The organism is Enterobacter cloacae complex sp. 342H5 (assembly GCF_050030905.1).
Taxonomy (GTDB): Bacteria; Pseudomonadota; Gammaproteobacteria; order Enterobacterales; family Enterobacteriaceae; genus Enterobacter; species Enterobacter intestinihominis.
The window spans coordinates 1,369,409-1,389,160 of record NZ_JBLGVB010000001.1 but is presented as its reverse complement, the minus strand read 5'-3'; the positions used below and the strand labels follow the sequence as shown (position 1 = coordinate 1,389,160).

Below are 19,752 nucleotides of genomic sequence, written 5' to 3'. Positions count from 1 at the left end.
TCGGTTATTGGTGATCTGTTTCACAGTTAATACCTTTTTCCTGGATAAAATGACCATGCTTTCAATTACTGAAAGGAAAATGAACATGGAAAACAATAATCGTTTAATGCCCCATATAAGGCGGACAACACATATCATGATGTTTGCCCACCGAAACTGTTTTGACTTTCATCTCTTTAACGCCCGGTAGTCCTTCGACTTCTGGCGCATCTGCTTACAGGTTATCCTGAAAAACGCTATTTTACAGGCTGTTGCCTGTGAACACCTGCGCTCATTCCTTGTGATTCAGATTCTCCGCAACCGGGCGGACTGAATTCTACTCAGCAAAAAAGCAATTAACTGATTTCGTATCAGCGGACACGCTTTGCTTTTTTTTCCGGAAAAAATCGATTTCTTTACCGCAAGAAGTCGAGGGACCCATATTGCCTGAAATAAAGAGATAAAGATGAAAACGTTAAAAATTGCCGTCAGCCGTGCCTGCCCTGAATGCTTTACCACTTCGCGCGAGATCGTGGATATCACCGCATCGGATTATATTGATGTGGCAGCCGTGGTTCTGGCCGTCAGCGATATTTTCAATGGCGCCATAGAAGAAATAGAAGCCACGGGATTCGGTATTCCGGTGTTTATTGCCACGCATAAAGAAGAAAGGGTTCCGGCTGAATTTCTGTCGCGTATTCACGGCGTTTTTGAGTACTCCGACACCAGCAATGCGTACTACGGACGCCAGCTTGAAGCGGCTGCGCAGAAGTACGAAACCCAGCTCCGCCCGCCGTTCTTCCGCGCGCTGGTCGATTACGTCCAGCAGGGGAACAGCGCGTTTGACTGCCCCGGACATCAGGGAGGCCAGTTCTTCCGCCGCCATCCGGCCGGAAACCAGTTTGTCGATTTCTTTGGCGAAACGCTTTTCCGCGCCGATCTGTGCAATGCCGACGTGGCAATGGGCGATCTGCTGATCCATGAAGGTGCGCCATGCATCGCCCAACAGCATGCGGCAAAAGTCTTTAATGCGGATAAAACCTACTTCGTGCTGAACGGCACCTCCTCTTCCAATAAGGTGGTGCTCAATGCCCTGCTCACGCCAGGCGATCTGGTGCTGTTCGATCGCAATAACCATAAATCTAACCACCACGGGGCGCTGTTACAGGCGGGAGCGACGCCGGTGTATCTGGAAACAGCGCGCAACCCGTACGGGTTTATCGGCGGTATTGACGCACACTGTTTCGACGAGAGTTACCTGCGGGAACTGGTGTCAGAGGTCGCGCCTGGTCGCGCGCGGGATGAACGTCCGTTCCGTCTGGCGGTGATCCAGTTGGGCACCTACGACGGTACTATTTATAACGCCCGTCAGGTGGTGGATAAGATTGGTCACCTGTGCGATTACATCCTGTTTGACTCCGCCTGGGTGGGTTACGAGCAGTTTATCCCGATGATGGCCGACTGCTCGCCGCTGCTGCTGGAGCTGAACGAAAACGATCCGGGCATTCTGGTTACCCAGTCGGTGCATAAGCAGCAGGCGGGCTTCTCGCAAACCTCGCAAATCCATAAGAAGGACAGCCACATAAAAGGCCAGCCGCGCTATGTTCCGCATAAGCGCCTCAACAACGCCTTTATGATGCACGCCTCCACCAGCCCGTTTTATCCGCTGTTTGCCGCCCTGGATATCAACGCCCGCATGCACGACGGGCAAAGTGGGCGCAACATGTGGATGGACTGCGTGGTGACGGGTATCGAAGCGCGAAAACTGATCCTTCAGAACTGTCAGTTTATTCGCCCGTTCGTGCCGGAGATGGTGGATGGCCGTCCGTGGGAAAGCTGGGATACGGCGGAGATCGCCACCGATCTGCGCTTCTTCCATTTCGTTCCGGGCGAACGCTGGCACGCCTTTGAGGGATATGCCGAGCATCAGTATTTTATTGATCCCTGCAAACTGCTGCTGACCACGCCAGGCATCAACGCCCGCACCGGCGAGTATGATGATTTCGGCGTGCCCGCCACCATCCTCGCCAACTTCCTGCGTGAAAACGGCATCGTGCCGGAAAAATGCGACCTCAATTCCATTCTGTTCCTGCTCACCCCGGCGGAGGACATGGGCAAATTGCAGCAGCTCGTCGCCCAGCTGGTGCGCTTCGAAAAACTGCTCCAGAGCGATGTGCCGCTGAAAGAGGTTCTGCCCTCTCTTTATAAGCAACATCCGGAACGTTATGCGGATTATTCCCTGCGTCAGATTTGTCAGGAGATGCACGACCTCTACGCCCGCCATAACGTGAAGCAGTTGCAGAAAGAGATGTTCCGCAAGTCTCACTTCCCGCGCGTCATGATGAACCCGCAGGAGGCGAACTATGCCTATCTGCGCGGTGAGGTCGAGCTGGTGTCACTGCGCGACGCGGAAGGCCGTATCGCCGCGGAAGGCGCGCTGCCTTACCCACCGGGGGTGTTGTGCGTGGTTCCGGGGGAAGTCTGGGGCGGTTCCGTGCTGCGCTATTTCGCCGCGCTGGAAGACGGGATCAATCTGCTGCCGGGCTTTGCGCCGGAGTTACAGGGGGTTTACGTCGAGGAGTGTGACGGGCGCAAACAGGTACGCTGCTACGTCATTAAACAACCCGCCGCTCAGCCGTCTCTGCTGAAAGGAGAAAAATTATGAGTAAGTCCAACAAGATGGGCGTGGTACAACTCACTATCCTCACCATGGTGAATATGATGGGGTCCGGGATCATCATGCTGCCCACCAAGCTCGCTGAAGTGGGGACGATTTCGATTATCTCCTGGCTGGTAACGGCAGTCGGCTCAATGGCGCTGGCGTGGGCGTTTGCCAAGTGCGGGATGTTCAGCCGTAAGTCTGGCGGCATGGGCGGCTATGCCGAATATGCGTTTGGCAAGTCGGGCAACTTTATGGCCAACTACACCTACGGCGTGTCGCTGCTGATCGCCAACGTGGCGATTGCCATCTCCGCTGTCGGTTACGGTACGGAGCTGTTTGGCGCGACGCTGACCCCGGTGCAGATTGGGCTGGCGACCATCGGCGTGCTGTGGATCTGCACCGTCGCCAACTTTGGCGGCGCGCGCATCACCGGACAACTCAGCAGCATCACCGTCTGGGGCGTGATCATTCCGGTAGTCGGTCTGTGCATCATCGGCTGGTTCTGGTTCAGCCCGACGCTGTACGCCAATTCCTGGAACCCGCACCACGTGCCGTTCTTCACCGCCGTGGGATCGTCGATCGCCATGACGCTATGGGCTTTCCTCGGTCTCGAGTCAGCCTGTGCGAATGCGGAAGTGGTGGAAAACCCGGAAAAGAACGTGCCGATCGCGGTACTCGGCGGGACGCTGGGGGCGGCAGTGATCTATATCGTCTCAACCAACGTGATTGCGGGAATTGTGCCCAACATGGATCTCGCCAACTCCACGGCGCCGTTCGGGCTGGCGTTTGCGCAGATGTTTACGCCAGAGGTAGGGAAAGTGATCATGGGACTGATGGTGATGTCCTGCTGCGGCTCGCTGCTGGGCTGGCAGTTCACCATCGCCCAGGTATTCAAATCCTCCGCTGACGAAGGTTATTTCCCGAAAATCTTCTCCCGCGTCACCAAAGCGGATGCGCCGGTACAGGGTATGCTGGCGATTGTGATTTTCCAGAGCGGTTTGTCCCTGATGACCATCAGCCCGTCACTGAACAGCCAGTTTAATGTACTGGTCAACCTGGCGGTGGTGACGAACATCATTCCGTACATTCTGTCGATGGCGGCACTGGTGATTATTCAGAAGGTGGCGAAGGTGGATCCGCGCAAAGCCCGGGCGGCCAATATCGTGGCGCTGATTGGGGCGATTTACAGCTTCTATGCGCTCTACTCGTCCGGTCAGGAGGCGATGCTGTATGGCGCGATGGTGACCTTTATGGGCTGGACGCTGTACGGTCTGGTATCGCCGAGATTTGAACTGAAGAATAAGCATAGTTAAAAAAGAAGCCCGGTGGCGCTAACGCTTACCGGGCCTACGAGATCACTGTTTTCTCCCTCTCCCTGTGGGAGAGGGCCGGGGTGAGGGCATCAGCCCGCACCAGACACCACTTACGCGTTTTTCAGCACTTCGCTGACAATCTCTACCGCTTCTTTCTCAATCTGCTGGCGGTGCTCAGCGCCGAGGAAGCTTTCGCAATAGATTTTATACGCATCTTCCGTACCGGATGGACGCGCGGCGAACCAGCCGTTTTCGGTCATCACCTTCAGGCCGCCGATGGATGCGCCGTTACCCGGTGCCGCCGTCAGACGCGCGGTGATCGGGTCACCTGCCAGGGTGCTTGCGCTGACCATCTCCGGAGAGAGTTTGGACAGAGCGGCTTTCTGAGCAGAGGTCGCGCCAGCCTGAATACGGTTATAGCTTGGCGCACCAAAGCGTGCTGCCAGGTCGTTGTAATGTTCCTGCGGGTTCTTACCGGTAACCGCGGTGATTTCCGCCGCCAGCAGGCACATGATGATGCCGTCTTTATCGGTTGACCATGGGGTGCCGTCGAAGCGCAGGAAGGATGCCCCCGCGCTCTCTTCACCACCAAAGCCGAAGCTGCCGTCGTGCAGACCGTCAACAAACCACTTGAAGCCCACCGGCACTTCCACCAGCTTGCGGCCCAGCGCATCGACCACACGGTCAATCATGGCGGAAGAGACCAGCGTTTTACCCACCGCAACCTCTTTGCCCCACTGCGGACGGTGCTGGAAGAGATAGTTAATCGCAACAGCCAGGTAGTGGTTCGGGTTCATCAGCCCAGCCGGGGTGACGATACCGTGGCGGTCGTAGTCCGGGTCGTTGGCAAACGCCAGGTCGAACTTGTCGCGCAGCGCCAGCAGGCCCGCCATCGCGCATTCGGATGAGCAGTCCATACGGATCGCGCCGTCTTTGTCCAGGTGCATAAAGCGGAAGGTCTGATCGACGTGATCGTTCACGATGGTCAGATCCAGCTTGTAGTGCTCGGCAATGCGTTTCCAGTATTCAATACCGGAGCCGCCCAGCGGATCCACGCCCAGCTTCAGACCGGCTTTCTGGATAGCGGCCATATCGACGATATCCGCCAGCCCTTCCACGAACGGCTGCACCAGATCCTGCTCTTTCACGTGGCCGGACGCCATGGCTTCATCCAGCGAGATGCGCTTCACGCCGTTCAGACCGTTAGCCAGTAACGCGTTGGCGCGATCTTCCACCACTTTCGTGACGTTGGTATCCGCCGGGCCACCGTTAGGTGGGTTGTACTTGATGCCGCCATCTTCCGGTGGGTTGTGGGACGGGGTGATCACAATACCGTCCGCCTGCGCGCCACCTTTTTTGTTATGTACCAGAATAGCGTTAGAAACCGCAGGCGTTGGCGTGAAACCGTTGTTCTCCTGAACAATCACGTCTACGCCGTTTGCCGCCAGTACTTCCAGCACGGAGATAAAAGCAGGTTCAGACAGGGCGTGGGTATCTTTCCCAACATAGCACGGACCGGTGACGCCATTTTTGGCGCGCTCTTCCGCGATGGCCTGAGCAATGGCCAGAATGTGCGGTTCGTTAAAGCTATGGCGCGCCGCGCTGCCGCGGTGGCCAGATGTACCAAACTTCACTGCGTGTTCTGCGTTGCCTACCACCGGCTTCAGCACGTAGTACTGCGCGGTCAGTTGAGCGACGTTAATCAAATCGCGTTGTTGTGCAGGTTGTCCTGCACGGCTGTGATTTGCCATTGCCTGGTCCTTCTGATGCAAGGGTTAAATTGTACCGCAAACCTTTTCGATCAATTCCGCCGGGAACTGCATGGACTGCATGATATGTTCGATCATGCTGCACTTGCGGCCCGTATTGGTATTGGTGATCACCCAGTATGGCGTACCGGGAACATGTTTGGGTTTGGTTTGGTTGCCATTTTGCAGCAGGGTCTGCTCGTCACCTGCGAAGTAAACGCGCGTGCGACCGTGCAGCGACTCTGTCGCTTCTGCAAATGCGTTGTTATCCAGTGAGTAAAGTGTAGACAGCACCAGCATAAAGCGGTTAACCGCCTTTTTCTGCTCTGCATATTCATCGGACAGCAGCAGCTCGCGCATCGCGCGCACTTTGTCTTTTGCCGGCATGACGGCAGGTTTTACTTGTGCAACAACGCTCGGCTGAGACACGACATCTTTAGTGACAGGAGTGGGCTGTGAGGCGGCGGAAATTTTAAGCATGCGCCGTAAAATGTCGGACGCGCTCTCCCCAATATGCCGCGTCTGGCTGGCAATATACTGATAGAGTTCGTCATCAACTTCGATTGTTTTCATCTTAATCCAGTGCGATATCTTATCTGAATACAAGTCGTTGAGATTATAAGGTCTAATCCCAACAGCGGATAGCGTCAAACCAAGTTGGCGGCAAAAGTCAGATTAAACTGGATCCTTGCCCCCGGGCGGCAGAATGGTCAACATGATACCCTAACCTGACAAACCTAAAAAAAGAACTTTGCCATGAAATTGAATACCCGAGCGCAAACTGCACAATCGCCGAACAATAATTCTCCCATCGTACTGGTTCACGGCCTGTTTGGTAGCCTGGATAACCTGGGCGTGCTGGCGCGCGATTTAGTGACCGATCACGAGATCCTCCAGGTTGATATGCGCAATCACGGTCTTTCAGGGCGCTCTGAGGAGATGACCTACGCAGCCATGGCGCAGGATCTGCGGGACACCCTCGATGCGAATAATATCCAGAAAGCGACGCTCATCGGGCATTCAATGGGCGGTAAAGCGGTGATGGCGCTTACAGCGCTGGCCCCTGAGCGAATTTCCGGTCTGGTGGTAATTGACGTTGCGCCCGTCAATTACGACGTTCGCCGTCACGATGAGATTTTCGCTGCGATCAATGCCGTGACAGAGTCAGGCGTCTCCACACGCCAGCAGGCGGCAGCCGTTATGCGCGAGCATCTCGATGAAGAAGGCGTGGTCCAGTTCCTGCTGAAATCCTTTGTTGACGGACAATGGCGCTTTAACGTCCCGGTACTGTGGGATCAGTATTCGCATATTGTGGGGTGGGAAAATGTCCCCGCCTGGCCGCACCCTACCCTCTTTATTCGCGGCGGCAACTCCCCTTACGTTACTGACGCGTACCGTGACACGCTGCTGGCGCAATTTCCGCAGGCTCGCGCTCACGTCATCGCCGGTGCCGGGCACTGGGTCCACGCGGAAAAACCGGATGCGGTCCTGCGCGCCATTCGCCGCTATCTTACTGATACAGCGAATTGATTAAAAAGCCAGCGACCGGAAGACGACGGGCTTCCAGTCGTTGGCGTGTGGATATGGGTGATGTATGATGGCGCGCTTATCGCCCGGGCATTAGCAGGGCGGCGTGTTTCCCCCGAAGTCTCAGAATCATGGCCAAAGAACAAACGGACCGTACGACACTAGATCTGTTCGCGAATGAGCGTCGACCGGGACGACCGAAAACGAATCCGCTTTCGCGCGATGAACAGCTGCGTATCAATAAACGCAACCAGCTTAAACGCGATAAAAATCGTGGGCTTAAGCGTGTCGAACTCAAGCTGAATGCCGATGCCGTCGATGCGCTTAACGAGTTAGCTGACGCGCGCAACATCAGCCGCAGCGAACTGATCGAAGAGATGCTGATCGCCCAGCTTGAGACGTTACGCGGCAAGGCGTGAGTCAGAAAATCCCCAATATTACCTTTTTCATGTAGCACAGAGTGCAGTCCTGCGTGATAGCTGTTTCCGCAGGGTTGCCTGTTCTGCTATTATTGCCCTTATCCGTGGACAATTTGCGCCACCATACCATTAAGTTTCAAGAGGTTATTTTACTCATGGCAATCATCGGCATTTTCTTTGGCAGTGATACCGGCAATACTGAAAATATCGCAAAAAACATTCAAAAACAGCTCGGTAAAGACGTTGCTGATGTGCATGACATCGCCAAGAGCAGCAAAGAAGATCTCGAGGGCTATGACATCCTGCTGCTGGGCATTCCGACCTGGTACTACGGTGAAGCACAGTGTGACTGGGACGATTTCTTCCCGACGCTGGAAGAAGTCGACTTCAACGGCAAGCTGGTTGCCCTGTTTGGCTGTGGCGATCAGGAAGACTACGCTGAGTATTTCTGTGATGCGCTGGGCACTATTCGCGACATCATTGAGCCGCGCGGTGCGGCGATCGTTGGTCATTGGCCAACAGCGGGTTACCACTTTGAAGCTTCCAAAGGTCTGGCAGATGACGATCACTTCGTTGGCCTTGCCATTGATGAAGACCGTCAGCCAGAGCTGACCGCAGAGCGTGTAGAAAAATGGGTTAAGCAGGTTCGTGAAGAGCTGAACCTGGACGATATCCTTAACGCCTGATATCCCTGCGGCGCAACTCCGGTTGCGCCCGTTGTCCAGGTAAAACCGATTAAATTAATTGCTACAAACTTTTAACTTTTTCGTCCAGACCTGTACAATATCCCCCTGGTAAAAAGTGGGTGCCATCGAACAAGTTTGTTGGTGATACCACGTTTTTATAAGCATACTTTGCTTGAGACTTGCAGTTTTCATTTAGCCATGGCAGTTCTATAATGAGACGCATTATCCCAAGTGCATTTTCTGTCACTTCTTCTTTTGAAGTGAATCGTTTAGCAACAGGACAGATTCCGCATGACTGACAACAATACCGCATTAAAGAAAGCTGGCCTGAAAGTAACGCTTCCTCGGTTAAAAATCCTTGAAGTGCTTCAGGGGCCAGACAATCACCATGTCAGTGCGGAAGACCTTTATAAGCGTCTTATCGATATGGGTGAAGAGATTGGGCTGGCAACCGTCTATCGTGTGCTGAACCAGTTTGATGACGCGGGCATTGTTACTCGTCATAATTTCGAAGGCGGTAAATCCGTGTTCGAGCTAACTCAGCAGCACCACCACGATCACCTGATCTGCCTCGACTGTGGCAAGGTCATTGAATTTAGCGATGATTCCATTGAATCACGCCAGCGTGAAATCGCCGCCCGTCATGGCATCCGCCTGACCAACCACAGCCTGTACCTGTACGGTCACTGTGCTGAAGGGGATTGCCGCGAAAATGAACATGCGCACGACGCAAAATAAGTCAGTGTTCATACTCTGAGCCAGCCGTGAGGTTGGCTTTTTTTTGCCTGGAAAAAGCCCGGTAAGCGCAGCGCCACCGGGCGTAAAGCAACTTATTTATTGTTATTGCGAATCTCGTCCCAAATCTTATCGCAACGCTTCGCCACTTCCTGATCGTTACCGGTTTTACGCGCCTGAATACAGGCCTGGTAATCCATCACGCGAACGTTTTCCTGCGTGGCGAATTGCTCATGGGCTTTGTCTTTTTTTAGCTCGTTCAGCACGCTTTGACAGGCTTCAATCTTCTCAGGTGAACCTTGTGCGGTATTGATGCAAGCGCTATACGCCTCTTTCAGACGGGAGTCTTCTTTCGGCGCCTGATCCTGCGCGCACGCCACCAGCCCGAATGCCAGCAGCGCAACGATTACCCTTTTTTTCATCATGTTCAGTCTCCATAACGGCGGGACACAGCCCGCCGCAGCATTCATCAGAAGATGGTAAATGGCGCAATGACCATAAATTTCACGTCGCGCTCATCCTGGAAGATGTTGCCGTAACCGCCCGCGTAGCTCGGGATATCGGAGTGGTTGTCATACTGGGTGAAGTGCAGTTTGAACATCGTGCCTTTCGCACGACCCTCCTGCAGGGTATAAATCGCATCCAGACTGTATGAAGACTCTTTCAGACGGTAGTTCGGATCGTAGTAGGCGTCTGGCGTAGCCATATCCGCTGGCTTCGCGTCCCAGGCGTACGCGTAGGACGCACCCACTGCCCAGCCAGGCAGGTTCCAGTTCTTCAGGTCATACATTGCGCCGAAGAAGACCGCCTTTTCACCGTCGGCGTTGAAGTCAGAGCGATTATCCCACCAGATATCCAGACGACCATTGGAAGAGGCGTAGGTTGGCGTCATACGTTGCAGGAAGTAGCCCTGCTGCCCTTCTGCCTTGACCCATGTACCCTCCAGACGCAAATCAACCTGACCCACTTTGTAGCCGAAGGTCAGCGCCTGTAACCACGCGGTGCCGTCATAAATATCATTTACGCTGCCATCGCTGACCTTGTCGCGCGTACCGTAGAACTGATAGCTGGTGCTCAGCGGGCTACCTGCGATATCAAATTTGTAGCTGGCTTTAGCAAAGTACTGATCGATATAGCCTTCAGCCTGACCAAAAGCCGCTTCCAGCACCAGATCGTTTTTGAAGTCGTACTTCGCCCCCAGCGAGTGGAGATAATCAACTTTGGTTTTTTTATCGTTTTGATAGAACTTGTCCATCTCAATGTGCCACGGCGCTTTGTACTCGTTGGTCCACATATAGGAGAAGCTCAACGCCCCCGCATCGCCGTAGTCAAAATTAGCACCGGCTTCCGCGCCCTGATAGGTACCTGGCATAAAGCTCCAGTGCGGCGCTAACAGCGTCTGACCGGTTGGCTGGATATAACCACCACGCGCCCAGACCGGGCCATATTTGAATTTTGCAGCCGCTTTATACAGGCTGATTCCGCTTTTATCGCCGGACCAGTCTTCGTCGTAAGCTTTATTGCTGGAGGAGAACGCAATTTCGTTCGGATGGCCGCTGTCGCCATTTTCGGCCATTTCAATTGCGGTGAACGCTGCAATATCGATCCCGAACATATCGGCGGCATATCCCGACTGGAAATCCAGGTTGGCGTTCCAGGTCGAGTGAGAAAGGTTAGTTTTGTATTTATCTTCAGTGACGTCTTTACGGTCACGCTCACGTTGCCAGTAATAAATACCGCCCGTAAGGGTGGAATCTTCAATGAAACCTGCTGCTTTTGCCTCTGGCGCAATCACCAGGCCCGACATTGCTGTCACACCGGCGATAGCCAGCGCCAGCGCACTACGTTTGCCACTGAACGTACGCATAGATTATTCCTCTTTGACGAATTAAAACGCCTTAAACGGCGAAAAACAGAAAAGACCAAATGGTCAGGGGTAGTCAGAAATACCCTCGAATTAACTACCGTCTTTAGGTTATTTTTCGCGACGCGAATTATCAATGCTTTTAATCAGGCAAAAGTCAGGATTATGACGAAGAGCACATATTTCGTAGTGCTTTGTAACATTTACCGTGAAGCGAGTACTGGCGGGGGAATACGCTAATTTTCAGTAAGTAACATTGAGATTGAGAATATATTTTTTAAGCGTTTCAGTTTTTGGAAAACAACAAACTTTTTTTAAATAAAATAAGTAGCACCACATTGACCTGGAATGTTGGCTTTAAAAGATTATCCCGATGCTTAACGACATGATCGTTAAATAAAAAAACGCCGCATTACGCGGCGTTTGTTTCTCATTGACCAGAGCAGCGTTATTATTCGCCGATCTTAGTCCAGGTATCACGCAGACCCACGGTACGGTTAAATACCGGTTTTTCTGCCGTGCTGTAACGACTGTCCAGGCAGAAATAACCCTCACGTTCGAACTGGAACGCTTTACCGGCTTCAGCGACTTTCAGAGACGGCTCGGCATACCCCTGCTTGATAATCAGCGACTCAGGGTTAATAACCGCCAGGAAGTCTTCCGCTGCGCCTGGGTTAGGCACGCTGAACAGACGGTCGTAGAGACGGATCTCAACCGGCAGCGCATGCTGCGCGCTCACCCAGTGGATTACACCTTTCACTTTACGGCCATCCGCCGGATCTTTGCTCAGCGTTTCTGCGTCGTACGTACAGAAGATGGTCGTGATGTTACCTTCCGCATCTTTCTCTACGCGCTCGGCTTTGATTACATAGGCGTTACGCAGACGTACTTCTTTGCCCAGCACCAGACGCTTGTACTGCTTGTTCGCTTCTTCGCGGAAGTCGGCACGATCGATCCAGATTTCACCGCTGAACGGCACGTCGCGGGTGCCCATTTCCGGTTTGTTCGGATGGTTAGGCATAGAGACCAGTTCGCTCCCGCCCTGCGGATAGTTTTCGATAACCAGTTTCACTGGATCGATCACCGCCATCGCGCGCGGCGCGTTTTCGTTCAGGTCTTCACGAATGCAGGATTCCAGAGACGCCATTTCGATGGTGTTGTCCTGCTTGGTGACGCCGATACGTTTGCAGAACTCACGAATGGAGGCGGAGGTGTAGCCACGACGACGCAGGCCAGAGATGGTCGGCATACGTGGGTCGTCCCAGCCTTCAACGTGCTTGTCAGTGACCAGCAGGTTCAGCTTACGCTTGGACATCACGGTGTATTCCAGGTTCAGACGAGAGAACTCGTACTGACGCGGATGCACAGGAATGGTGATGTTATCCAGCACCCAGTCGTACAGACGACGGTTGTCCTGGAATTCCAGCGTGCACAGAGAGTGCGTAATGCCTTCCAGCGCATCGCTGATGCAGTGGGTGAAGTCGTACATCGGGTAGATGCACCACTTGTTACCGGTCTGGTGGTGTTCTGCGAACTTAATGCGGTACAGCACCGGATCGCGCATCACGATGAACGGAGACGCCATATCGATTTTGGCACGCAGACACGCTTTACCTTCTTCAAAGCCACCGGCACGCATTTTTTCAAACAGCGCCAGGTTCTCTTCCACGCTACGATCGCGGAACGGACTGTTCTTACCGGGCTGAGTCAGCGTACCGCGGTATTCACGGATTTCGTCAGCAGAGAGCTCGTCGACGTATGCCAGACCCTTGTTAATCAGTTCAACCGCATAGGCATACAGCTGATCGAAATAGTCTGAGGAGTAGCAGATATCGCCTGACCAGTTGAAGCCCAGCCATTGCACGTCGTTTTTAATCGACTCAACGTATTCGATGTCTTCTTTTACTGGGTTGGTGTCATCGAAACGCAGGTTGCACTGCCCCTGGTAGTCTTGCGCAATACCAAAGTTCAGGCAGATCGATTTGGCGTGACCAATGTGCAGGTAGCCATTTGGCTCCGGCGGGAAACGCGTGTGGACTGTGGTGTGCTTACCACTGGCCAGATCTTCATCGATGATCTGACGAATAAAGTTACTCGGGCGGGCTTCTGCCTCACTCATCGTGGATTCCTCAAAGCGTAAACAACGTATAACGGCATATGATCTTATAAGCCGGACGTAGTGACAACCCTTAAAACGTCCCGGAAGAAAATAATGGGGGCAATTGCTGCAAAAAAAAGCGGCGGAGGATATCCCCCGCCGCTAAAGGCATAACTCTACTCAGGAGCGATTACTTGCCTTTAATCTCATACAGTGGCGTTTGGCCTGCAACTACCTGCCCCTGCGCCTGGATCACCAGACCGCTGAAGTCGTCGATGTTGCTGCACACTACCGGGCTTATCATGGAGCGCGCGTTGGCGTTCAGGAACTCCAGATCCATTTCCAGAATCGGCTGGCCTGCCGCCACTTCAGCGCCCTCTTCCACCAGGCGAGTAAAGCCCTGACCGTTCAGCGCAACGGTATCGATACCCATATGGACAACGATCTCCGCGCCTTTTTCCGTTTCCAGGCAGAACGCATGGTTGGTGTTGAAGATTTTCACGATAGTACCGGCTGCCGGAGAGACCACGGTTTTGTCCGTTGGTTTCACCGCCACGCCATCACCGACCGCTTTGCTGGCGAACGCTTCGTCAGGCACCTGCTCAAGCGCAACAACGTCACCTGTCACCGGAGAAACCAGCGCAGCGATGGTCACCGCATTTGGCACAGCCTGCGGTTTTGCAACCGGCGCGTCAGCCACTGGCGCGTTATCCGTTGAGGCGGCAGCGACCGGCCCACGGGCAACCACTTTTTTCATTTCATCGCCGATAGATTCGGCTTTCGCACCTACGATAACCTGGATGGTTTGTTTGTTCAGCTTCACCACACCAGACGCACCAAGGCGTTTGCACATTGCATCGCTCACGCGCGCGGAGTCGCCCACGGTCAGACGCAGACGGGTAATACAGGCATCGATCGCTTTCAGGTTGTCGGTGCCACCCACAGCGGCAATATAGCTGGTTGCCAGCTGGGTTAAACCCTCTTCGGTATTGCTGTTGGCTTCACTGGTCACAACATCATCTTTCGTATCTTCGCGGCCCGGCGTCTTCAGGTTAAACATACGAATAACCGCGCTGAACAGAACGAAGTAGATAACGAAGAAGATCAGGCCCATCACCACCAGCATCCAGACGTTGCTGCTTGCCGCCGGCAGGTTGTACATCAACACATAGTCGATAGCGCCTGCGGAGAAGGAGAAGCCTGCATGGATACCCAGAAGGGTGGCAACGAACAGGCTGATACCGGTCAGGATCGCGTGCATCAGATACAGCAGCGGAGCCAGGAACATGAACAGGAATTCCAGTGGCTCGGTCACGCCGGTCAGGAAGGCGGTGATCGCAACGGACAGCAGCATCCCGCCAACCATTGGGCGACGCGCTTTCGGCGCAGCCAGGTACATTGCCAGCGCGGCGCCAGGCAGACCAAACATCATGATTGGGAAGAAGCCGGACATGAACATGCCCGCGGTGCCGTCACCTGCGTAGAAGCGGTTGATATCACCGTGGAATACCGCGCCAGCCGCGTTGGTGAACTCACCAATCTGGAACCAGGCGATGGTGTTCAGTACCTGATGCAGACCGGTTGGGATCAGCAGACGGTTAATGAAACCGAAGATGCCCGCGCCCATTGCACCCGCAGACACGATCCACTCGCCACCCGCATGGATAGCATGCTGAACCGGTGGCCAAACGTAGCCAAAGATGGCGGCGAGGATCAGACAGAAAAAGCCCGTCGCAATCGGCACAAAACGTTTACCGCCGAAGAAGCTCAGGAAGTCAGGCAGTTTGATACCCGCCCAGCGGTTGTACACGGCGCCACCGACCAGACCGGTAATGATACCCGCCAGTACACCCATGTTGATTTCCGGGTTGATGGTTACCATCGCTTTCGTGAGGATGAAGTAACCTACCGCCCCTGCCAGTGCCGCAGCACCGGCGCTGTCTTTTGACCAGCTTGACGCCACGCCGATGGCGAAAATCAGCGCAAGGTTGTCAAAAATGGCGCCGCCTGCCTGGGCAATAAACGGCACATTAAGAAGATCGGGTTGCCCGAATCGCAGCAGCAACGCTGCAACCGGTAGCACGGCGATAGGGAGCTGCAAAGCCCTACCGAGGCGCTGGAAAAAACCTAAAATATTCATCCTATTCCCCCTACGAGACCCTTTGTTAAGACTCGCGCATAAACTATGTTTTTATTGTGTCACGAACGATAGATACTGTTGATGATTCACTGGCAGTGTGAGTGTGTGAAAAATTAATTCGTATCGCAAATTAAACACCTATTTTTTGTGATTATTGTCACCAAATATCGTATTAAACCCTCCCTTTCACTGGCTAACCACGAAAACTTATTTTATCATTCAAAAAATCAAGACGGATTGATCCGGCCTGAAAGGTTCCAGGTTACGCTTAGTTCAGGTTGCACTAATCATCCGCCCACTTTTACTTAAACTTTAGAGGTGAATAATGAGACTGATTCCCCTGGCAACAGCTGAACAAGTCGGAAAATGGGCTGCTCGTCATATCGTTAACCGCATCAACGCGTTCAAACCAACAGCCGATCGTCCTTTTGTACTCGGTCTTCCAACCGGTGGTACTCCCCTGACCGCGTATAAGGCTTTGGTTGAAATGCACAAAGCGGGCCAGGTTAGCTTTAAACATGTTGTGACCTTCAACATGGACGAATATGTCGGCCTGCCAAAGGAACATCCGGAAAGTTACCACAGCTTTATGCACCGTAATTTCTTCGATCACGTTGATATTCCGGCTGAAAACATTAACCTGCTGAATGGAAACGCGCCTGATATTGACGCAGAATGCCGTCAGTATGAAGAAAAAATCCGTTCTTACGGTAAAATCCACCTGTTTATGGGCGGCGTAGGCAACGATGGTCATATCGCGTTCAACGAACCGGCATCTTCACTGGCTTCCCGTACCCGTATTAAAACGTTGACCCATGACACGCGTGTGGCTAACTCCCGCTTCTTTGACGGCGACGTCAATCAGGTGCCTAAATACGCGCTGACCGTGGGTGTGGGTACACTGCTGGATGCCGAAGAAGTGATGATTCTGGTGCTGGGCGCAGTGAAAGCGCAAGCGCTTCAGGCTGCCGTTGAAGGCAACGTGAACCATATGTGGACGATCAGCTGCTTACAGTTGCATCCAAAAGCGGTTGTCGTGTGTGACGAACCGTCCACCATGGAGCTGAAAGTGAAAACGCTGAAATACTTCAACGAGCTGGAAGCTGAGAACATTAAAGGTCTGTAATTGAATAACCGCCTCTTTTATCAGGGGCGGTCGCTTTTTTAACCGGGGGTCGATATGTACGCTTTAACCCACGGTCGGATTTATACCGGCCATGAAATTCTGGATGACCATGCGATTGTAATCGCCAATGGCCTGATTGAACGTGTTTGCCCGCTGGCGGAACTGCCGCCGGAGATCGAACAACGTTCCCTCAATGGAGCAGTAATCTCCCCCGGTTTCATCGACGTACAGCTTAACGGCTGCGGCGGTGTCCAGTTTAACGATACCGCAGAGGCGGTAACGGTTGAAACGCTGGAAATCATGCAAAAAGCCAACGAGAAATCGGGCTGCACCAGCTATCTGCCAACGCTGATTACCAGCAGCGATGACCTGATGAAACAGGGTATCCGCGTCATGCGCGAATACCTGGCAAAACATCCGAATCAGGCGCTGGGTCTGCACCTGGAAGGACCATGGCTGAATATGGTCAAGAAAGGCACCCATAACCCGAACTACGTGCGCAAACCGGATGCCGAGCTGGTGGATTACATGTGCGCCAATGCCGATGTGATCACTAAAGTGACGCTGGCACCGGAAATGACCGGCACGGACGTTATCAGCAAACTGGCCGCCGCCGGGATTGTGGTATCTGCGGGCCATTCGAACGCGACGCTGAAAGAGGCGAAGGCCGGTTTCCGCGCAGGCATTACATTTGCCACACACCTTTATAACGCGATGCCGTATATTACCGGTCGCGAACCGGGACTGGTTGGCGCAATTCTGGATGAACCAGACGTCTACTGCGGCATTATCGCCGACGGCTTGCATGTCGATTACACCAACATCCGCAACGCCAAGCGCCTTAAAGGCGACAAGCTCTGCCTGGTCACGGATGCTACCGCTCCGGCAGGAGCGAATATTGACCAGTTCATTTTTGCTGGTAAAACAATATACTACCGGAATGGACTGTGTGTGGATGAGAACGGCACGCTGAGCGGTTCTTCTCTGACGATGATCGAAGGGGTACGTAACCTCGTTGAACATTGCAGCATTGCGCTTGAGGAAGTGCTGCGCATGGCTACGCTTTATCCGGCGCGCGCTATTGGCGTCGATAAACAGCTCGGCGGTATTGCGCCAGGTATGGTTGCAAACCTGACGGCGTTCACACACGATTATAAAATTATTAAGACCATCGTTAATGGTAACGAGGTCGTCACTGAGTAAGTAAAAGTATGACACCAGGCGGACAAGCTCAAATCGGTAATGTCGATCTCGTTAAACAACTTAACAGCGCGGCAGTTTATCGCCTGATTGACCAGCACGGGCCAATCTCACGCATTCAGATAGCCGAACAAAGCCAGCTTGCTCCCGCCAGCGTGACAAAAATTACACGTCAGCTTATTGAGCGCGGCCTGATCAAAGAAGTGGATCAGCAGGCCTCCACCGGCGGCCGCCGCGCGATTTCCATCGTCACTGAAACCCGCAATTTTCAGGCCATTGGCGTTCGCTTAGGCCGTCATGACACCACGCTTACGCTCTACGATCTGAGCAGCAAGGCCATTGCCGAAGAGCACTACCCCCTTCCTGAGCGCACGCAGGAGACGCTCGAACACGCGTTACTGAATACCATTGCGCAGTTTATCGAAAGCTGTCAGCGCAAGATCCGTGAACTCATCGCCATCTCGGTGATTTTACCCGGTCTGGTTGACCCGGAAAGCGGGGTTATTCGCTACATGCCGCACATTAAGGTAGAGAACTGGGGGCTGGTTGAGGCGCTGGAAAAACGCTTCAAGCTGACCTGCTTTGTTGGTCACGATATCCGCTCGCTGGCGCTGGCGGAGCACTACTTTGGTGCGAGCCAGGACTGCGAAGACTCTATTCTGGTGCGCGTTCACCGTGGTACAGGTGCGGGTATCATCTCGAATGGCCGCATTTTTATTGGTCGTAACGGTAACGTAGGCGAGATCGGTCATATCCAGGTGGAACCGCTTGGCGAGCGCTGCCACTGCGGTAACTTTGGCTGTCTTGAAACCGTTGCCGCCAATGCCGCCATTGAACATCGCGTCCGCCACCTGCTGGAGCAGGGTTATCAGAGCCGCGTCACGCTGGGCGACTGTAAGATCGGTGCCATCTGCAAAGCGGCAAACAAAGGCGATGCGCTGGCCTGCGAAGTGATCGAACAGGTAGGACGCCACCTGGGTAAGACCATCGCCATTGCCATCAACCTGTTTAATCCGCAAAAAGTGGTGATTGCCGGCGAGATCGTTGAAGCCGAAAAAGTATTACTGCCTGCCATTGAAGGCTGCATCAATACCCAGGCGCTGAAGGCATTTCGCCAGAATTTGCCGGTGGTGCGATCTACGCTCGATCACCGCTCGGCAATTGGCGCATTCGCCCTGGTAAAACGTGCCATGCTCAACGGGATCCTGCTGCAACATTTGCTGGAATCCTGATCGGACCTTATAGTAACGCCTTCTTTTTTTGATGTCGGATTGTCCATGACCATTAAGAATGTAATTTGTGATATCGATGGCGTGCTGATGCACGACAACGTTGCCGTGCCAGGTGCTGCGGAGTTTCTTCACCGCATCATCGACAAAGGAATGCCACTGGTTCTTCTCACGAACTACCCTTCACAGACTGGTCAGGATCTGGCAAATCGCTTTGCTACCGCGGGCGTCAATGTCCCGGACAGCGTGTTTTATACCTCTGCGATGGCGACCGCGGATTTCCTGAAGCGTCAGGAAGGCAAAAAAGCTTACGTGGTTGGCGAAGGCGCGCTGATCCACGAGCTGTATAAAGCGGGCTTCACCATCACCGACGTGAATCCGGACTTTGTCATCGTGGGCGAAACGCGCTCCTTTAACTGGGAGATGATGCATAAAGCAGCCTACTTTGTCGCCAATGGTGCACGTTTTATCGCCACTAACCCGGATACGCATGGTCGTGGTTTTTATCCCGCCTGCGGTGCGCTGTGCGCCGGTATCGAAAAAATCTCAGGCCGTAAGCCGTTTGTTGTCGGCAAACCGAGCCCGTGGATCATCCGCGCTGCACTGAATACGATGCAGGCACACTCAGAAGAAACCGTCATTGTTGGCGACAACCTGCGCACCGATATTTTGGCCGGCTTCCAGGCCGGGCTTGAAACCATCCTGGTGCTTTCTGGCGTTTCACAGCTTGATGACATTGATACGATGCCGTTCCGGCCAAGCTGGATTTACCCCTCTGTCGACGAAATCGACGTTATTTGATTCAGAACCACGCCCCAGGGCGTGGTTTTTCATTTCTGCTGCCTGAAAATATCACTTCATCTAACGAAATCAGCTCTTCATTGAGAAATCATCAATAGAATGGCTTAATGCATACTCTTTTTTTAAGATTCGGCAATTGCCATTGCACTTTTTACGTTTTCATCGGTAAAACGCTTGCGCCCCCTCCCCTTTTTGCGGCATTTTCATAAGCAAGCAACATCACAA

General features: G+C 53.4%; 17 protein-coding genes. 11 read left to right on the top strand and 6 right to left on the bottom strand.

Annotation, left to right across the window (positions count from 1 at the left end):
• The first annotated feature begins 85 nt into the window (after positions 1-85).
• The 3 genes from speFL (at position 86) to potE (ending at position 3,954) form a co-directional block, all read left to right on the top strand.
• Positions 86-190, top strand: coding sequence for a leader peptide SpeFL (gene speFL, locus ACQG03_RS06725; protein WP_003858645.1), 105 nt, complete (start codon positions 86-88; stop codon positions 188-190).
• 255 nt (positions 191-445) lie between these two features.
• The gene (gene speF / locus ACQG03_RS06720) at positions 446-2,644 is read left to right on the top strand and encodes an ornithine decarboxylase SpeF (protein ID WP_063163797.1); all 2,199 of its coding nucleotides are present in this window, start codon (positions 446-448) and stop codon (positions 2,642-2,644) included.
• On the top strand, positions 2,641-3,954 hold the full coding sequence (potE, locus tag ACQG03_RS06715; RefSeq protein WP_022647448.1) for a putrescine-ornithine antiporter: 1,314 nt from the start codon (positions 2,641-2,643) through the stop codon (positions 3,952-3,954). Before speF ends, potE begins: the two co-directional genes overlap by 4 nt.
• A 110-nt stretch (positions 3,955-4,064) precedes the next feature.
• Here the strand turns inward: potE and pgm are convergent, their stop codons facing one another.
• On the bottom strand, positions 4,065-5,705 hold the full coding sequence (gene pgm, locus ACQG03_RS06710; RefSeq protein ID WP_023305695.1) for a phosphoglucomutase (alpha-D-glucose-1,6-bisphosphate-dependent): 1,641 nt from the start codon (positions 5,703-5,705) through the stop codon (positions 4,065-4,067).
• Between the two features lie 24 nt (positions 5,706-5,729).
• A complete protein-coding gene (seqA, locus tag ACQG03_RS06705) occupies positions 5,730-6,275 on the bottom strand; it encodes a replication initiation negative regulator SeqA (RefSeq protein ID WP_003858650.1) in 546 nt (181 codons plus the stop codon).
• A gap of 183 nt (positions 6,276-6,458) precedes the next feature.
• Here seqA and ybfF point away from each other — a divergent pair, with 183 nt between their 5' ends.
• The 4 genes from ybfF (at position 6,459) to fur (ending at position 9,072) form a co-directional block, all read left to right on the top strand.
• Positions 6,459-7,232, top strand: a complete 774-nt coding sequence (gene ybfF, locus ACQG03_RS06700) for an esterase (protein ID WP_022647446.1) — start codon at positions 6,459-6,461, stop codon at positions 7,230-7,232.
• Between the two features lie 128 nt (positions 7,233-7,360).
• On the top strand, positions 7,361-7,648 hold the full coding sequence (gene ybfE, locus ACQG03_RS06695) for a LexA regulated protein (protein ID WP_003858652.1): 288 nt from the start codon (positions 7,361-7,363) through the stop codon (positions 7,646-7,648).
• 155 nt (positions 7,649-7,803) lie between these two features.
• The gene (fldA, locus tag ACQG03_RS06690; protein WP_003858653.1) at positions 7,804-8,334 is read left to right on the top strand and encodes a flavodoxin FldA; all 531 of its coding nucleotides are present in this window, start codon (positions 7,804-7,806) and stop codon (positions 8,332-8,334) included.
• Positions 8,335-8,625: 291 nt separating this feature from the next.
• Entirely contained in the window at positions 8,626-9,072 is a 447-nt protein-coding gene (fur, locus tag ACQG03_RS06685; protein ID WP_003858655.1) for a ferric iron uptake transcriptional regulator, read from the top strand.
• Between the two features lie 92 nt (positions 9,073-9,164).
• Here the strand turns inward: fur and chiQ are convergent, their stop codons facing one another.
• The 4 genes from chiQ to nagE form a co-directional block, all read right to left on the bottom strand.
• Positions 9,165-9,491 carry a ChiQ/YbfN family lipoprotein gene (chiQ, locus tag ACQG03_RS06680; protein ID WP_023299602.1) on the bottom strand — a complete coding sequence of 109 codons (327 nt, stop codon included), beginning with the start codon at positions 9,489-9,491 and terminating at the stop codon, positions 9,165-9,167.
• A gap of 47 nt (positions 9,492-9,538) precedes the next feature.
• The gene (gene chiP / locus ACQG03_RS06675; protein WP_032657586.1) at positions 9,539-10,936 is read right to left on the bottom strand and encodes a chitoporin ChiP; all 1,398 of its coding nucleotides are present in this window, start codon (positions 10,934-10,936) and stop codon (positions 9,539-9,541) included.
• Positions 10,937-11,384: 448 nt separating this feature from the next.
• Positions 11,385-13,052: a glutamine--tRNA ligase gene (gene glnS, locus ACQG03_RS06670; RefSeq protein ID WP_058645949.1), complete on the bottom strand. Its 1,668-nt coding sequence runs from the start codon at positions 13,050-13,052 to the stop codon at positions 11,385-11,387.
• Between the two features lie 169 nt (positions 13,053-13,221).
• A complete protein-coding gene (nagE, locus tag ACQG03_RS06665; RefSeq protein WP_022647444.1) occupies positions 13,222-15,171 on the bottom strand; it encodes a PTS N-acetyl glucosamine transporter subunit IIABC in 1,950 nt (649 codons plus the stop codon).
• Between the two features lie 325 nt (positions 15,172-15,496).
• Here nagE and nagB point away from each other — a divergent pair, with 325 nt between their 5' ends.
• Genes nagB through nagD form a run of 4 tightly spaced genes read left to right on the top strand, consistent with a single transcriptional unit; the run spans position 15,497 to position 19,527 of the window.
• Positions 15,497-16,297 (top strand): glucosamine-6-phosphate deaminase, encoded by an 801-nt coding sequence (nagB, locus tag ACQG03_RS06660; RefSeq protein WP_003858663.1) that lies wholly within the window; start codon positions 15,497-15,499, stop codon positions 16,295-16,297.
• Positions 16,298-16,351: 54 nt separating this feature from the next.
• On the top strand, positions 16,352-17,500 hold the full coding sequence (gene nagA, locus ACQG03_RS06655) for an N-acetylglucosamine-6-phosphate deacetylase (protein WP_063163796.1): 1,149 nt from the start codon (positions 16,352-16,354) through the stop codon (positions 17,498-17,500).
• 8 nt (positions 17,501-17,508) lie between these two features.
• Positions 17,509-18,729 (top strand): DNA-binding transcriptional regulator NagC, encoded by a 1,221-nt coding sequence (nagC, locus tag ACQG03_RS06650; RefSeq protein ID WP_022647442.1) that lies wholly within the window; start codon positions 17,509-17,511, stop codon positions 18,727-18,729.
• A gap of 45 nt (positions 18,730-18,774) precedes the next feature.
• Positions 18,775-19,527: a ribonucleotide monophosphatase NagD gene (nagD, locus tag ACQG03_RS06645; RefSeq protein ID WP_003858667.1), complete on the top strand. Its 753-nt coding sequence runs from the start codon at positions 18,775-18,777 to the stop codon at positions 19,525-19,527.
• Positions 19,528-19,752 lie beyond the last annotated feature (225 nt).

What these genes read in the sequence shown, in the direction of transcription:
- potE (WP_022647448.1), top strand. Translation starts at nt 2,641, where the DNA reads ATGAGTAAGTCCAACAAGATGGGCGTGGTACAACTCACTATCCTCACC.
- glnS (WP_058645949.1), bottom strand. Translation starts at nt 13,052, where the DNA reads ATGAGTGAGGCAGAAGCCCGCCCGAGTAACTTTATTCGTCAGATCATC.
- fur (WP_003858655.1), top strand. Translation starts at nt 8,626, where the DNA reads ATGACTGACAACAATACCGCATTAAAGAAAGCTGGCCTGAAAGTAACG.
- speFL (WP_003858645.1), top strand. Translation starts at nt 86, where the DNA reads ATGGAAAACAATAATCGTTTAATGCCCCATATAAGGCGGACAACACAT.
- nagD (WP_003858667.1), top strand. Translation starts at nt 18,775, where the DNA reads ATGACCATTAAGAATGTAATTTGTGATATCGATGGCGTGCTGATGCAC.
- ybfF (WP_022647446.1), top strand. Translation starts at nt 6,459, where the DNA reads ATGAAATTGAATACCCGAGCGCAAACTGCACAATCGCCGAACAATAAT.
- nagC (WP_022647442.1), top strand. Translation starts at nt 17,509, where the DNA reads ATGACACCAGGCGGACAAGCTCAAATCGGTAATGTCGATCTCGTTAAA.
- nagB (WP_003858663.1), top strand. Translation starts at nt 15,497, where the DNA reads ATGAGACTGATTCCCCTGGCAACAGCTGAACAAGTCGGAAAATGGGCT.
- nagA (WP_063163796.1), top strand. Translation starts at nt 16,352, where the DNA reads ATGTACGCTTTAACCCACGGTCGGATTTATACCGGCCATGAAATTCTG.
- seqA (WP_003858650.1), bottom strand. Translation starts at nt 6,275, where the DNA reads ATGAAAACAATCGAAGTTGATGACGAACTCTATCAGTATATTGCCAGC.
- ybfE (WP_003858652.1), top strand. Translation starts at nt 7,361, where the DNA reads ATGGCCAAAGAACAAACGGACCGTACGACACTAGATCTGTTCGCGAAT.
- chiQ (WP_023299602.1), bottom strand. Translation starts at nt 9,491, where the DNA reads ATGAAAAAAAGGGTAATCGTTGCGCTGCTGGCATTCGGGCTGGTGGCG.
- nagE (WP_022647444.1), bottom strand. Translation starts at nt 15,171, where the DNA reads ATGAATATTTTAGGTTTTTTCCAGCGCCTCGGTAGGGCTTTGCAGCTC.
- chiP (WP_032657586.1), bottom strand. Translation starts at nt 10,936, where the DNA reads ATGCGTACGTTCAGTGGCAAACGTAGTGCGCTGGCGCTGGCTATCGCC.
- pgm (WP_023305695.1), bottom strand. Translation starts at nt 5,705, where the DNA reads ATGGCAAATCACAGCCGTGCAGGACAACCTGCACAACAACGCGATTTG.
- fldA (WP_003858653.1), top strand. Translation starts at nt 7,804, where the DNA reads ATGGCAATCATCGGCATTTTCTTTGGCAGTGATACCGGCAATACTGAA.
- speF (WP_063163797.1), top strand. Translation starts at nt 446, where the DNA reads ATGAAAACGTTAAAAATTGCCGTCAGCCGTGCCTGCCCTGAATGCTTT.